The following is a 13,709-nucleotide window of genomic DNA, read 5'->3' on the forward strand; positions in this document are numbered from 1 at the left end:
CCCCCAGCCCGCGGCCCCCACCCGCTACACCGTCACCCTGGCCCACGACGAGGCGGACGTCCGCGCCGCACAGCGGCTGCGCCACGACGTCTTCGCCGGTGAGATGGGCGCCCTGCTGACCACCCCGCAGCCCGGCCACGACATCGACGCCTTCGACGCATACTGCGACCACCTGCTGGTGCGCGAGGAGACGACGGGGCAGGTCGTGGGCACCTACCGGCTGCTGCCGCCGGAGCGGGCCGCCATCGCCGGGCGCCTGTACTCCGAGGGCGAGTTCGACCTCACCGGGCTGGACGCCATCCGGCCTCACCTGGTGGAGGTGGGCCGCTCCTGCGTGCACCCCGACCACCGCGACGGCGCGGTCATCAGCCTCATCTGGGCCGGGATAGCCCGCTACATGATCGACCGGGGGCACGAGTGGCTGGCGGGCTGCTGCTCCGTCCCGCTCGCCGACGGCGGCACCCTGGCCGGCGCCACCTGGGACCGGGTGCGGACCAGGCACCTGGCGCCGGAGGAGTTCCGGGTACGGCCCCTGCTGCCGTGGATCCCGAAGGCCGAGGCACCCGCCGAGCGCACCGAACTGCCCGCCCTCCTGCGCGGCTACCTCCGCCTGGGCGCCTGGGTGTGCGGCGAGCCCGCCCACGACCCGGACTTCGGCGTCGCCGACCTGTACGTGCTGCTGTCGATGCGCCGGATCAACCAGCGCTACCTGCGCCACTTCCTCTCCCTCGTACCGTCCGCGCGATGAGCGTCTGGCTGCCCAGCGCCCCCTGCACCCCGAGGGCGTGCGTGGAGGCGACGGGGTCGGCGACGGCCCTGCCGCGCGCCGTGCTGCGACTTTCGGCGGTCGCGGCCCTGCTGCTCGCCGGGGCGGCCCTGACACCGCTCGGCGGCCGGGTCCCGGCCGCCTGGACCAGGCGCTGGTGCCGGGCGATCGTACGGGCCTGCGGAGTCCGGGTCAGGATCACCGGCGCCGCCGCACCCACCGGGGGCCTGCTGCTGGTCGCCAACCACATCTCCTGGCTGGACATCCCGCTGCTGGCCGCGGTGCGCCCGGCCAGGATGCTCGCCAAACAGGAGATCCGCCGATGGCCGGTGGCGGGGTCGCTCGCCGCCCGCGGCGGCGCCCTGTTCATCGAACGGGACCGGCTGCGCGCCCTGCCCGGCACGGTCGCGCTGATCGCCGACGCGCTGCGCGAGGGCACCGCGGTCGCGGCCTTCCCCGAGGGCAGCACATGGTGCGGCCGGGCCGAGGGCCGCTTCCACCGGGCGGTCTTCCAGGCCGCCCTCGACGCGGACGTGGCGGTCCAGCCGGTCCGCATCCGCTACCGCCTCGCGGGAGGAGCCGCCACCACCGCCCCCGCCTTCGTCGGGGACGACTCCCTGCTCGCGTCGCTGTGGCGGGTCGTGTCGGCCCGCGGCCTGACGGCCGAGGTCCACGTGCCGGCCGCCATCGAACCCGGCACCCACCCGGACCGCCGCACCCTGGCCCGCGCCGCCCGGCCGGACCGGCCGGGCGGCGCGGGCGGACCGCTCAGGGCGCACACGGCGCTGGTGGCGTAGTTCCGGCACACGCGGCGCCGGTTGCGTAGGCCTCGGGCACGCGGTGCAGGTGGTGTGGGCCCGGAGCGCCGCGGTGCCTCAGATGCGGCGCACGGTGTGCAGCGACGTGGCGTAGGTGCCCGTGCCGTCGAGGAGCGAGGCGCCGCCGAGGTCGGACATGGTGGGTCCGTCGACCGTCTTGCGGCTGGACAGGAAGCGGCGCCTGCCGTCCGCGTCCGCGCCCAGGTAGACGCCGACGTGGTCGACCGTGACGGTCGGGTTGTCGTCGCCGGAGTCCGAGTTGAAGAGCACCAGATCCCCGGGCTGGAGCAGGCCCGCGGCGGGCGGCCGGGTGCCGTCGGTCCGGTCGACGACGACACCCGGCGCGTAGTCGACGATGTCGCGGGACTTGCGCGGTATCCGCTCCCTGGAGGTGTCCGCGCCCGCGGCCATCGGCACGCCCATGTGGTAGCCCTACACCATGCGCGTGTATCCCGAGCAGTCGCGGTTAATGACCTGCTTGCTGGACGGACCGGTGTAGGCGCCGTCATTCCCGCGCCGGGACGTCACGGTCCGGCCTCACCGCCGTTCTCACGGTCATTCCCGCGCCGGAACGTCATCGTGCAGCCCCGCCGCCGCCCTCACTGTCCGCGCCGCTGTCACTGTCCGCGTCATCGTCGCGGTCCGCGCCACCCTGGGTGTCCGGTCGCAGGGCCCGCGCCAGATAGGGCGCCGTGGCGCTCTCGTCCGCCCGGGCCACCCGGTCCGGCGGCCCCGCCGCCACGATCCGGCCGCCCGCGTCGCCGCCGCCCGGACCCAGGTCCACGACCCAGTCGGCACCCGCCACGACGGACATGTCGTGCTCGACGACGATCACGGTGTGCCCGGCGTCGACCAGCCCGTGCAGCTGCCGCATCAGCACCTCGACGTCGGCCGGGTGCAGGCCGGTCGTCGGTTCGTCCAGGAGGTAGAGGGTGTGGCCGCGGCGCCCGCGCTGAAGCTCGCTGGCCAGTTTGATGCGCTGCGCCTCGCCGCCGGACAGCTCGGTCGCGGGCTGGCCGAGGCGCAGATAGCCGAGACCCACGTCGAGGAGGGCGCCGAGGCTGCGGGCCACGGCCGGGGTGTCGGCGAAGAACTCCGCCGCTCCCTCCACCGTCAGGTCCAGCACCTGGGCGATGTTCCGCCCGCGGTACGTCACCTGGAGCGTCTCGGGGTTGTACCGGGCCCCACCGCAGTCCGGGCACGGAGCGTACGTGCTCGGCAGGAACAGCAGCTCCACGCTGACGAACCCCTCACCCTGGCAGGTCTCGCACCGCCCACCGGCCACGTTGAACGAGAACCGCCCGACGCCGTAACCGAGTTCGCGGGCGGCGTCGGTTCCCGCGAACACCTTGCGCACGACGTCGAACAGTCCGGTGTACGTGGCCAGGTTCGAGCGCGGGGTGCGCCCGATCGGTTTCTGGTCGACACAGACCAGCCGCCCGACCCCGGCCAGGTCCTCCGTGATCGCCCCGATGAGCGTGGACTTACCGGACCCCGACACACCGGTGACCGCGGTGAACGCGCCGAGCGGGAACTCGGCCGTCACCCCGTGCAGGTTGTGCCGGGTGACCGGACCGACCTTCAACTGCCCGCGCGGCGGCCGGACGGGGCGCGCCGGAGCCGCACCCCGGCCGAACAGGAAACGGGCCGTGGCGGACTCGGCGACCTCCGCCAGCCCGGCGACGGGCCCGCTGTGCAGCACCCGCCCGCCGTGCTCCCCGGCACGCGGCCCGACATCCACGAGCCAGTCGGCGCCGCGCACCACATCGAGGTGGTGCTCCACCACGAACACCGAGTTGCCCGCGGCCTTCAACCGCTGCAACACCGTGAGCAGGGCCTCGGTGTCCGCCGGATGCAGCCCCGCCGACGGCTCGTCGAGGACGTACACCACCCCGAACAGCCCGGAGCGCAACTGGGTGGCCAGCCGCAGCCGTTGCAGCTCGCCGGCCGACAGGGTGGGCGCGGCCCGGTCCAGGCTGAGATAGCCGAGGCCGAGCTCCACGACGGGCGCGATACGGGACTTGAGATCGTCGGTGAGGACGCGGGCGGGCTCCGTGGTGCCCCGAAGGACCTCGGCCAGCTCGCTCAGCGGCAGCGCGGCCAGCTCGGCGATGGTGCGCCCGGCGAAGGTGACGGCCAGCGCCTCGGCTCGCAGCCTGCTGCCGCGGCAGACGGGGCAGGGGGCGGACACGAGAAACCGCTCGGCCTTGGCGCGAAGCGTCGCACTCTTGGAATCGGCGAACGTCTTCATCACGTATCGGTCGGCGCTCATGTACGTGCCCTGGTAGGGCCGTTGGATCCGGTCGGCCTCCCGCACCGGATGCACGGTCACCACCGGCTGCTCGTCCGTGAACAGGATCCACTCCCGCTGCTCGGCGGGCAGCTCGCGCCAGGGCCGGTCGACGTCGTACCCGAGCGCGTCGAGGATGTCCCGGAGGTTCTTGCCCTGCCAGGCGCCCGGCCACGCGGCGATCGCCCCCTCGCGGATGGACAGCGAGGCGTCGGGGACCAGCAGTGCCTCCTCCGTACGGTGCACCTGCCCCAGCCCATGGCACTCCGGGCAGGCCCCGGCCGCCGTGTTCGGCGAGAAGGCGTCCGAGTCCAGCCGCTCGGCGCCCGGCGGATAGTCACCGGCCCGGGAGAACAGCATGCGCAGGGAATTGGAGAGGTTCGTCACCGTCCCGACGGAGGACCGCGAGGTCGGCGTGGACCGGCGTTGCTGCAGCGACACCGCCGGCGGCAGCCCGCTGATCTCCCCGACCTTCGGCGCCCCCACCTGGTGGATCAGCCTGCGCGCGTACGGCGCCACCGACTCGAAGTACCGCCGCTGCGCCTCGGCGTAGATCGTCCCGAACGCGAGCGACGACTTCCCCGACCCCGACACCCCCGTGAACACGGCCAGCGCGTCCCGCGGAACGTCGACGTCGACGCCTTTGAGGTTGTGCTCACGGGCACCGCGGACACGGACGTACGGGTCGTGGGGGGTGTGCATGACGGGGCTCCGGGCGTGACTGCGGGCGGGCAGGCGGGCAAACCATGAGATTTTATGCGGACACCCCTGCCCTCCGTCGGTCAGCCCGCCCGCGGCGAGCGGATCACCCAGATCGTCCACCGGTCCGTGGCCCAGGCCCTCGGTTCGGCCGAGGAGCTGCTCGAACTCCGTGAGCCGGCCGAAGGCCGCGGCGTGGGACAAGCGGTCGGGAAGCCCATTCCCTGCTGACCCCGGCGAAATCGCCTCGCGTCCAGCATCCCGGGAGGCCTAGCCTCGGCACATGCCGCCCGCGAAGACCTCATTCGTCTGCCTGCCCTGCCGGGCCTCCTACAAGCAGCCCTACGACCGGGAGAGGCCGGACCGGGATCTGCCCCCGCTGTGCGGGACCGTTGATCCACGTGGGTTCCGCCTTCGCCCCGCCTCCGCGTCGGGACCGGGCTGCCTGGCGGGTCCTCTCGGTCCTGCTCCACGCGGGCGTGGGCTTCCACAAGAGCTGCTGCGGGGGGCCGGGGTACCGCCCGCGTACCCTGTCCGAGATCCGTGAGCGGATGACGTACGCCCGGCGCAGCGACGAGCCCTTCGCCAGGGCTCTCGTACGGCCCGACGTGCCCGGCACGAAGGGGTGAGCGGAGGGGGCTACACGTGTCGAGGGCTCGAACGGGTAGGGCCGATGCCCGGATGACCCGCAGGTGTGCGTGGATGATGGCTGGATTCCTCACGGCGATGGGGACATCACGGGAACGTCCGCGAGCTGGTCCAGCGGCACCCCGGTTGCGGCGCCGCCGAGGCCCCGTGCGGCCGGCGGCCCAGCACGCCCAGCGTCCGGCACGCTGACGGCCGCTCCGGTCAAAGCACGGTGAGAGGCTGGTGAGACCCCCCTTTCGTTCACGATCCGTTCAGATTCCGCTCAGGTCGGCCGACGGACAATCGCCGCGATCCGGACCGCAGCCCGCGTCCCGGGCAGGTAGATCGCCGGCAACCTGAAAGGGCCGCCCATGCTCAGCCCGACCAACCGCTCGGTCGCGCCGGCCGACGGGCCGCCGTCCGCGGCCGTGCCCCGCGCCCCGCGCCCGTACGAGCGCCCGGCGCTGCTGGTCGTCGCGGCCCTCGCCGCGATGCTGTCCCTGTGGGGCATCGACCGCAGCGTCTACCACGGCTTCTACGCGAGTGCCGTGCGCAGCATGACGGACAACCCGGTTGCCTTCTTCTACGGGTCCTTCGATCCGGGCAACTCGATCACGCTCGACAAACTGCCCGGCTTCCTGTGGCCGCAGGCGCTCTCGGCGCTCGTCCTCGGATTCCACCCGTGGGCCCTTGTGCTGCCGCAGGCACTGGAGATGGTGGCCTGCGTCGTCCTGCTGCATCTGCTGGTGCGCCGGTGGGCGGGGGTTCCGGCCGGTTTGACGGCCGCCCTCTGCCTGACCCTCACGCCCGTGACCGTCGGCCTCGGGCGTTCCATAGTGGAGGACGCGCCGTTCGTCCTGTTGCTGCTCCTCGCCGCCGAGGCCACCCAGCGTGCGACCGAGCGGGCCCGGCTGCGCACCCTGCTGCTCGCGGGCGTCTGGGTGGGTGTCGCCTTCCAGTGCAAGATGCTGGAGGCCTGGGCGGTGCTGCCCGCGCTCGCCGTCACCTATTGCGTCGCCGCGCCCACGACCCTGCGCCGCCGGCTCGCGCACGTGGCGTCGGCCGGCGCGGCGACCCTGCTGGTGTCGGTGTCCTGGATGGCGGCGGCCACTCTCACCCCGGCCTCGGCCCGCCCCTACCTCGATGGCACGAGGGACAACTCGGCGATCGGCCTGGTCGTCGGCTACAACTTCCTGACCCGCTTCCACACGATCGGCGCCGATGCGGCCGGCACCGGCAGCATCGTCACCGGCCCCGCGGTCCACGCGGCCGGACGGGCGGGGCCCGGCATGGGCGACAGCGTCTGGAAGATGTTCGGCCCGGGTCTCGCCACACAGACCGGTTGGCTGTACCCGCTGGCGGCGCTCGGCCTCGTGGGCGGTGCGGTGACCCTGTGGCGGCGGCGTGCGCCCCGCACGGACATCGTGCTCGCGGGCCACCTGCTGTGGGGGGTGTGGCTGGCCACGTTCCTCCTGGTGTTCAGTTTCGGCAGCGTGACCGGGCACACGTACTACATGGGCGTCGTGGCGGTGGCGCTCGCCGCGCTCGCCGGTGCCGGAGCCGTCCAGAGCGTGAGGGCCTGCCGGGCCGGGCGCAGACGAGCCTGGGTGCCGGCCGCGGTGATCGCCGCGAATGTTGCCTGGTGTGTGATCCTGACGCTGCGATACCCGGGATTCTTCCCCTGGACAGCGCCGACGGCCACGGTGCTCTGCCTGGTGGGCCTGGGCCTGGTCGGCACCCGCCGGCCGCGCGTCGTCACCGCCGGCCTGGCCGCCTGTCTGGCAGCCGTCCTCCTCGTCCCGGCCGTGTGGTCGGCCTCCGCGCTCTCCCCGCGCTACAACGTACCGGGGTCAATGGGCCGCGTCGGCCCCACGAGTGTGCGCCCCGGCAACCCGCTGGCGCGCCTCGGCCGGACCCGCGGGCGCCTGCTGGCCTACCTGCTGGCCCACCGGGGCGGTGCCGAGTACCTCGCGGCGATCCCCGGCTGGTGGGAGGCCGCACCGTACATCATCTCGGACAACGCTCCCATTCTGCCCATGGGCGGATTCACCGGCCGGGTCCCGTATCCGACGCCGGCCCGCTTCCACCAGCTCATCGACTCCGGCCGGCTCCGCTATGTCGTCCTGCGGAACTTGGGCAGTGTCGCGGCGAGCCACCGGGGGAGTGCGCCCGTGGACGGACTCGTCCGGTGGACGGCGGCTCACTGCGCGGCCGTCCCGGCAGTGGAGTACGGCTCCGGGAACCGGGGGCCGGTCGTCTACCGCTGCGGCCCGGGCCGCGACGAGTGACCCGAGCCGGCACCAGGAGCCCAGGGCCGCCTGTTCCACTCCGCGATCAGCGGACGGCCGTGCTCTGTCGACAGCCGGCTGACCGTGCGGCATGACCGCAAAGGCTCAAGGGCATTGACCTCGACGTCGGCACCGGCGAGGTGCTGGTGGTGGGGGGAGTCGGGCTCGGCCGTGGTGCCGCGCCGGCCTGCTCGCCGTCGTCCTTGACCATCGGCTCGCCCTCGTTCGCCGCTCCCGTTACTCCCGGCTCGTACCGTCCCGGTTGGCTCGCCGTCCGTCACCAGGCCGGCGCCCCGCGACGTCCAACCGGTCGGTGAAGACGTCCTGTTGCCAGGCCGCCCGAAAGGACTCGACGGCCTGCTGGTCGAAGTAGTGCATGCGGCCGACGGTGCAGACGACTTCCGGATGCCGCCGGCCTCCCGGCCGCTGCTGCCGCCGGGCGTCGATGACCCGCGGCTGCACGGGCTCAGCGAACCGCAGCAGCCCGGCGGCCGCCCGTCATGCGGGGTGTGCTCACCGCGTGGCGGTGTCGCCGTGGAGGAGGGCTTCTCCGAGGGGGCTGAGGGTGTGTAGGACGGCGCTGCCTGTGCGGGTGGTGGTGATCAGGCCGGCATTGCGCAGGATGGTGGCGTGCTGGCTGGCCGAAGGCAGGGAGATGCCGACGCGTTCGGCGACTGTGGTGGTGGCGGCAGGGTGGCGTATGGCGGCCAGGACAGCCGCACGAGTGCGGCCGAGCAGGGGACCGAGGGCGTCCGAGGCCCCGGTGGGTGGTTCTCCTGCGCTCATCGGGTAGGTCAGCACGGTGGGTCGCTCAGGCCGGTACAGGAGCGCGGGGCCGCCGAAGTACGAGGGGACGAGCACCAGACCCCATCCACACAGGGGCACATCGACATCGCTCGCACGGGACGAGGGGATGTGCAGGATGGGCGGCTCCCAGAGCCAGCGGGTGCCGAGCGTGGCCAGCAGCCCGTCGACGCCGCCGCGCATCAGCGTCTCGGCCCGCAGCGCCCGGTCGGCGGCGGCGCCGGCCTGGACCTGCGGCCACAGGTCGGCCAGACATGAGCTGAAGTAGTGCCGCAGATCGGCGGCCAGGCCCTGGCGGGCGGCGGAGGTGCCCTCCGCCAGTTCCCGCAGCCGGTGGTTGGTGTGCGTGGAGCCAGTCAACTGGGCGATATCGGCCGCCAGTTGTGCGGTGGGTGTCTGCGCGGCCAGGGCAACGCTGGTGTCGAGGTCATCGGACAGCTGCGACAGAAAATCGGGCAGGAACCCTTCGCGGGGGACCAGGTCGAAGAGGACACCGGCCCGGGCGGCCGCGCCGGTGCGGGTCCGCCGGTGCCACTGCTCAAGGCCCGGTCGCCTCACCTGCCCGCCAGTCGGTCCGGCGCGCAGGCTGCGCATGCTGAACGCCATCTCCTCCAATGTGCCGGGCGCCATGAGATTGATCTTGCGTAGGTCGGCCGAGGTGAAATGTAGGCGCATGCCGACCGAGCATGGCTTGACCTGGGCCTTTTGGCTAGGCGTGAAAGGCATGGCGGCCGGAATCCATCACACAACAGACTGTCTTCCGGCCTTCCGGTTGCATACGCCGGTGCTGGCTACCACCAAGTCGATCTTGCTCGATGTCGGGGAGGAAAACGTGTCGTTGCGCATGAGCCCGCGTAAGGGGATCCGCAGGGTCGTCCCGGTCCTGGCGGCTCTCTTCACGGTTGCCGGCCTCAGTACGGCTGTTCCGCTGGCGACTGCGTCGCCCGCCCAAGCCGCGATCATTTCCGGCCGCTGCGCGTACACGAGCAGTGAGCCAACGCTTTCGTACGACCCCAGCACGTACAAAACCGCCGTCAAGCAGTTGCAGTGCGAGTTGAACTGGTCGCTGCTCTACACCCCCTACCTGTCCGTGGACGGTTACTTCGGTTCCGATACCCGTGCCGCGGTCAGGACCTTCCAGAAGTGTGCAGGCATCACGGTCGACGGGATCGTCGGCCCGCAGACCTGGTCCAAGCTCAACTATTGGGCCGGCTCCAACAACTGGCTCTACTGCTGACCATCGACCGGGCGGCAGAAGGCCTCAGCGCGCTGCTCGGCCCCGGCCACCGCGTCGTCTTCCGCCACGCCGCCCGGGCCGGCTCCGTCGTTCAGCGACTGATCGGCGACCGCCGCGCGCGTGTGCTGCTCACCGGCAGCCCGCTGTCCGACAACAGCGACGTCTTCATCGCGGAGCCGCAGGACTGCTACCTGTAGCCGGAACGCGTTACGGCGCCGCCACCGTCTTGGGTTCCAGGGCGAAGGACGCGATCGTCGCTGCGCCGCCCGGTGCCATGCATCACCGGCGACGACGGGGCGGCTGCCGCCACGGCCAGGGGCCCCCGACCGGCGGTTGCCGGCCAGGGGCCCCTTGACGCGGTCAGGCTGTGCTGACCGGCCTACTGCGTCAGCCGTCGTTCTCCGACGACGGGATGAACGCACCCGGCACGTCCTGGGGAGCGTAGATCTTCTTCTCACCCGGGTACGGCTTCGTCCAGTTGTGCGATTCGTACCAGTTCAAGTGGTTCATCTGCGCGGGGGGAGCGTAGTCCGGCACGGCCTGGGGACCGGTCAGCCGCTGCTTCGACTTCCACTGGTCCCACTCGTCGGCGACGTTCTTCATGTTCGCCGGCACCGAGGCCGCCGGCACGGCCGCCGCCTGCGGGTTCTGCGCCGCGGGGGTGTCCAGACCACAGGACGGCGCGCCGTTCTTCACACCGTCGGTCAGCGAGACCCGGTTGGGCAGCGCGTTGAACGGCGTGAAGTCCGGGCTCTGGGTGAACGCCGCGGCCATCGGGGTGGCCGCGGTGTCCTTCTGGTTCATCGGCTGGATCCCGAGGATCTGCTCGATGGTGCGCATCATGTTGATCTGCGAGTAGTAGTGGCTGTCCACCACTCCGTGCTTGGCCCAGGGGCTGATGATCTGGACCGGGGCGCGGTGGCCGTCGACGTGGTCGAGGCCGGCCTGGGAGTCGTCCTCGACGACGAAGATCGCCGAGTCCTTCCAGTACTTGCTGTGCGAGATCTCGTCCACGATCTTGCCGACGGCGAGGTCGTTGTCCGCAACCTGGGCGGCACCGCTCACCGGGCCACCGGTGTGGTCGCTGGAGAGCCAGAACATGTTCAGGTTCGCCGGACCGTTCTTCTCGAAGTCCTTCTTCCAGATCTCGGCGCGGTAGACGTCCGGCACGCTGGTGTCGAACTTCGGGAAGCCGTGCACCGACACGTCGTTGAGCGACGGGATCGGCGAGGTCGAGTTCAGCGGGTAGGCGGTGTCCTGACCGGTCGCCGCCATGTTCTTGCTGTCGCAGTACAGGTTCTGCCAGCTCGCGCCCGACGGCTTGGTCAGGAACTGCTGGAACTCACCGAAGTTCCGCACGGACTTGCCGGCGTCCTGCGCACCGGTCCAGATGAAGCCGGTCCGCTGGTGGCCGAGAGCGTCGTCCTCGGTGTCGTAGCTGCGGGTGTACTCACCGGCGGAGGACTCGGTGTACTCCGGGTTGTCCGACTGCATCAGCCAGTTGTGGCCCTCGGCGGAGTTCGTGCCGATGTCGTACGTGTTGTCGAACAGGCCGAACTGCCTGGCCAGGGCGTGCTGGTTCGGCGTGACGTTCTCGCCGTACTGCGTCAGCGACGGGTCGCCGTTGCCCTGCGGCATGTCACCGAAGACCTGGTCGTAGGTCCGGTTCTCCTTGACGAGCAGGAAGACGTGCTTGATCGTCGAGGGGTCGCCGAGCTTGACCGGGACCGGCACAGGCTTGGCCGGGGAGCCGTCGGACTTCTTGAGCGACTCGCCGTTCCAGCCGTTCTGCTTGAAGACCTTGCCGGTGTAGGACTTGATCACGCTGTCGTCGGGCAGCGTGAACTTCTGCACGCTCGACGTCGTGTCGTGGGTGCCGTGACCGCTGGCCTTACGGCGGGCGTCGACACCACGGGTGTTGGAGACGTAGACCTGGTCCCCGACGGTGGTGATCTCCGAGGGGAAGTAGTCCGTCGGGAGCAGGCCGACGTAGGAGACCGGCTCCTGGGCGGAGGTGTACTTGTAGACGGCGACCGCGTTGGCACGGCCGAGGGTCACCAGCAGGTGACCGTCGTCGGTGAGGGTCACCGCGTCGGGCTCGTAACCCACCGAGGACTCGGCCCACGGCCGGGTGGCGATGGTCTGGACGACCTTGTCCTTCGCCGTGTCGATGACCGACACGTCGTTGGTCGCGGTGTTGGTGACGAACAGCGCTCCGTTCTTGGCGTACAGGGCGGTCGGGTGCAGACCGACGTCGATGCTGGAGACGGCGGCGTCCTGGTTCGCCAGGTCGATGACGCTGACCGTGCCGCTGGTGGTGGCAGCGGTCTTCTGGTCGGCGAGTACCTGCGTGCCGTACGAGTTGATCGTGGGCTCGCCGGGCTTGGCCGGGCGGCCACCCTCGTTGCTGACGTAGAGCTTGTTGCCGACGACGATCATGTCGCGCGGGGCGTTGCCCACGGCCCAGCTCTGCTTGATGGTCCCGGTTGCCGCGTCGATGGAGACGACCCGGTTCTGGCCGTTGACCGCGGAGTACACGGTCTTGCCGTCGGCCGAGAACACCGCCTCGCCCACCAGGGCCTTCTTGGAGCCCTGTGCCGGGATGGTGACGGTCCTCGGGCTGGAGACGCTGCCGTCCGCGTTCACGGTGAACACGGTGTAGCCGTCCGGCTGGCCCAGCCACAGCTGCTTGCCGTCGGGCGAGTACGTCGGGCCTTCCTGGCCCACGTTGTTGCTGCTGATGCGGGGGTTGGAAGACGCGGCGTTGCTGACGAGCTGCTGCGTCTTCCAGTTCTTCAGGTCCACGATGGCCAGGGCCGCGCCACCGTCGGTGACCGAGGCGGCCATGTGCGTGCCGTCCGGGCTGACCGAGGACGACATGATCTTGCCCTGGTCGATGACAAGACGGTCGCCGTACGGGGCGATGTACTGGTTGCCGGAGACGACCTGGCCGTCGGCGGTGACCTGACCGACCTGGTCCGTGCCGAACTGGTGGGTCTGCGCGAACGCCGTGCCGGCGGCCACGAGGGCGACAGCGGTGGTGCCCGCCGTCAACAGCGGTATGCGGCGGCCGATTCGTCTACCGAGGAGGCTGATCCCAGCGTCCTCGACGAGCTTGCGGCGGCGAGTTACCTGCATTGAGGGTTATCCCTTCGGGGTTGTGTCGAGCAGTTCGACGTTGCCGTCGAACTGCCACAGCGGGTTCGGTGCGTCGCCTTCGGGGGTCCGCACCAGGAAGTAGCCGTTCACTTCCTTCGGTCCATCGCCATCGGCCATGAACCGCCCGTCCGGAGTGACGTCGAGTTGGTAGATGGCCTGTCCTGTGGCCTCGACGCCGGGAAGATGCCAGGTCACGACGCAGCGCCAGTCGTTGCCCGGGCCTTGCGCTGCGACCCTGGTGCTTCCCTTGTCGCACGTCGCCGCGGCCTTCAACTGGGCCTCGGTGACGGAGGGTCGGTGCAGTTGGTCGGTCTGCATGCGGTACAGGTGCGCGAACGCCGTGGCGACCGAGCGCTGCACCTTGTCCTGCTCGATCCCGGAGCCCGTCGCCGAGGTCGTCGCGGCGACGACCGCAAACGACACGGCGGCCACCCCGACGAGCGGCAGGACTCCGACGGTGATCGCGCGGCGGCCCGAGCCGTCGTGGGTCGGGTTGGTGAATTCGCGTCGCACGAAGAGCACATAGGCCAGCGCCGTCGCGACCACGGCCCACACGAGGCTGACGACGACACCGATCAGCAGCGGGGCGAGCTGCTGCGGGCTGGTGAACAGTCCGTTCCAGGAGATGAAGGCGTAGCTGGGCAGGGCGATGCGGACGGCCACGGGGAGTGGCAGCATCTGGGCGACCGCCATCGCGAGCGAGAGGAGCACGGGCAGCAGCAGCCCCATCGGGGAGCGTCCCAGCGTGACCGACCCGAGGAAGCCGAACCCGGCGAGCGCCAGGGTCGGAGCGAGGACGCAGATCCAGGAGAGCAGGGCCTGAACGGCGGCCTCCTGGCGGTCGGCGACCAGCCGCTGGTCGGCCTCGACGGCCACCTCCTGGCGCCGTCGGACGCCGCCGTTCAGGCCCTGCTCTCCTGGATCTGCGTCCTCGCTCCGACCCTGGCGCTCGCCGGGTTCGGCTTCCTCGGGTCGGTCACGCTGGGACGCTCCCCGATGGGGCTGCTGCTGCCCGTGCTCC

11 protein-coding genes and 2 pseudogenes are annotated in these 13,709 nt (G+C 71.3%); 7 read left to right on the forward strand and 6 right to left on the reverse strand.

All coding sequences use genetic code 11. The features are described from left to right. Together BZY54_RS29215 and BZY54_RS29220 are read left to right on the forward strand one after the other, a co-directional pair. A partial coding sequence (locus BZY54_RS29215) for a GNAT family N-acetyltransferase (RefSeq protein WP_107419847.1) occupies positions 1 to 748 on the forward strand: 748 nt, incomplete at its 5' end. Further along, complete coding sequence (locus BZY54_RS29220) at positions 745 to 1,563, forward strand: lysophospholipid acyltransferase family protein (RefSeq protein ID WP_086728337.1); 819 nt, start codon at positions 745 to 747, stop codon at positions 1,561 to 1,563. The genes BZY54_RS29215 and BZY54_RS29220, both read left to right, overlap by 4 nt. Positions 1,564 to 1,641: 78 nt before the next feature. Here BZY54_RS29220 and BZY54_RS29225 read toward each other — a convergent pair whose 3' ends face one another. Beyond that, entirely contained in the window at positions 1,642 to 2,007 is a 366-nt protein-coding gene (locus BZY54_RS29225; RefSeq protein WP_244217390.1) for an NlpC/P60 family protein, read from the reverse strand. A gap of 151 nt (positions 2,008 to 2,158) precedes the next feature. Continuing rightward, positions 2,159 to 4,576 carry an ATP-binding cassette domain-containing protein gene (locus tag BZY54_RS29230; protein ID WP_086728338.1) on the reverse strand — a complete coding sequence of 806 codons (2,418 nt, stop codon included), beginning with the start codon at positions 4,574 to 4,576 and terminating at the stop codon, positions 2,159 to 2,161. A 54-nt stretch (positions 4,577 to 4,630) separates the two neighbouring features. Between BZY54_RS29230 and BZY54_RS51055 the strand changes: the two genes are divergently transcribed. The 3 genes and pseudogenes from BZY54_RS51055 (at position 4,631) to BZY54_RS29240 (ending at position 7,488) form a co-directional block, all read left to right on the forward strand. Beyond that, positions 4,631 to 4,804 carry a hypothetical protein gene (locus BZY54_RS51055; RefSeq protein WP_158103926.1) on the forward strand — a complete coding sequence of 58 codons (174 nt, stop codon included), beginning with the start codon at positions 4,631 to 4,633 and terminating at the stop codon, positions 4,802 to 4,804. Positions 4,805 to 4,856: 52 nt separating this feature from the next. Beyond that, positions 4,857 to 5,202 (forward strand): annotated as a pseudogene (locus tag BZY54_RS29235) (deoxyxylulose-5-phosphate synthase). Between the two features lie 369 nt (positions 5,203 to 5,571). Beyond that, complete coding sequence (locus BZY54_RS29240; protein WP_086728339.1) at positions 5,572 to 7,488, forward strand: ArnT family glycosyltransferase; 1,917 nt, start codon at positions 5,572 to 5,574, stop codon at positions 7,486 to 7,488. Positions 7,489 to 7,725: 237 nt separating this feature from the next. On the opposite strand, the gene BZY54_RS29245 is transcribed toward BZY54_RS29240, so the two are convergent. Continuing rightward, positions 7,726 to 7,950: a hypothetical protein gene (locus BZY54_RS29245; protein WP_086728340.1), complete on the reverse strand. Its 225-nt coding sequence runs from the start codon at positions 7,948 to 7,950 to the stop codon at positions 7,726 to 7,728. Between the two features lie 51 nt (positions 7,951 to 8,001). Next, complete coding sequence (locus tag BZY54_RS29250) at positions 8,002 to 8,967, reverse strand: ArsR/SmtB family transcription factor (RefSeq protein WP_086728341.1); 966 nt, start codon at positions 8,965 to 8,967, stop codon at positions 8,002 to 8,004. Between BZY54_RS29250 and BZY54_RS50410 the strand changes: the two genes are divergently transcribed. Beyond that, the gene (locus BZY54_RS50410) at positions 8,966 to 9,529 is read left to right on the forward strand and encodes a peptidoglycan-binding domain-containing protein (protein WP_158103927.1); all 564 of its coding nucleotides are present in this window, start codon (positions 8,966 to 8,968) and stop codon (positions 9,527 to 9,529) included. The two genes, BZY54_RS29250 and BZY54_RS50410, sit on opposite strands and share 2 nt — an antisense overlap. Continuing rightward, positions 9,496 to 9,726: a hypothetical protein gene (locus BZY54_RS29260; RefSeq protein ID WP_086728342.1), complete on the forward strand. Its 231-nt coding sequence runs from the start codon at positions 9,496 to 9,498 to the stop codon at positions 9,724 to 9,726. Before BZY54_RS50410 ends, BZY54_RS29260 begins: the two co-directional genes overlap by 34 nt. A gap of 190 nt (positions 9,727 to 9,916) precedes the next feature. Here BZY54_RS29260 and BZY54_RS29265 read toward each other — a convergent pair whose 3' ends face one another. Together BZY54_RS29265 and BZY54_RS29270 are read right to left on the reverse strand one after the other, a co-directional pair. Further along, positions 9,917 to 12,667, reverse strand: coding sequence for a bifunctional YncE/alkaline phosphatase family protein (locus tag BZY54_RS29265; RefSeq protein ID WP_086728343.1), 2,751 nt, complete (start codon positions 12,665 to 12,667; stop codon positions 9,917 to 9,919). Between the two features lie 6 nt (positions 12,668 to 12,673). After that, a pseudogene (locus BZY54_RS29270) lies at positions 12,674 to 13,709 on the reverse strand (hypothetical protein); the annotation flags it as partial.

This window comes from Streptomyces carpinensis (assembly GCF_002154505.1).
Lineage (GTDB): Bacteria > Actinomycetota > Actinomycetes > Streptomycetales > Streptomycetaceae > Streptomyces > Streptomyces carpinensis.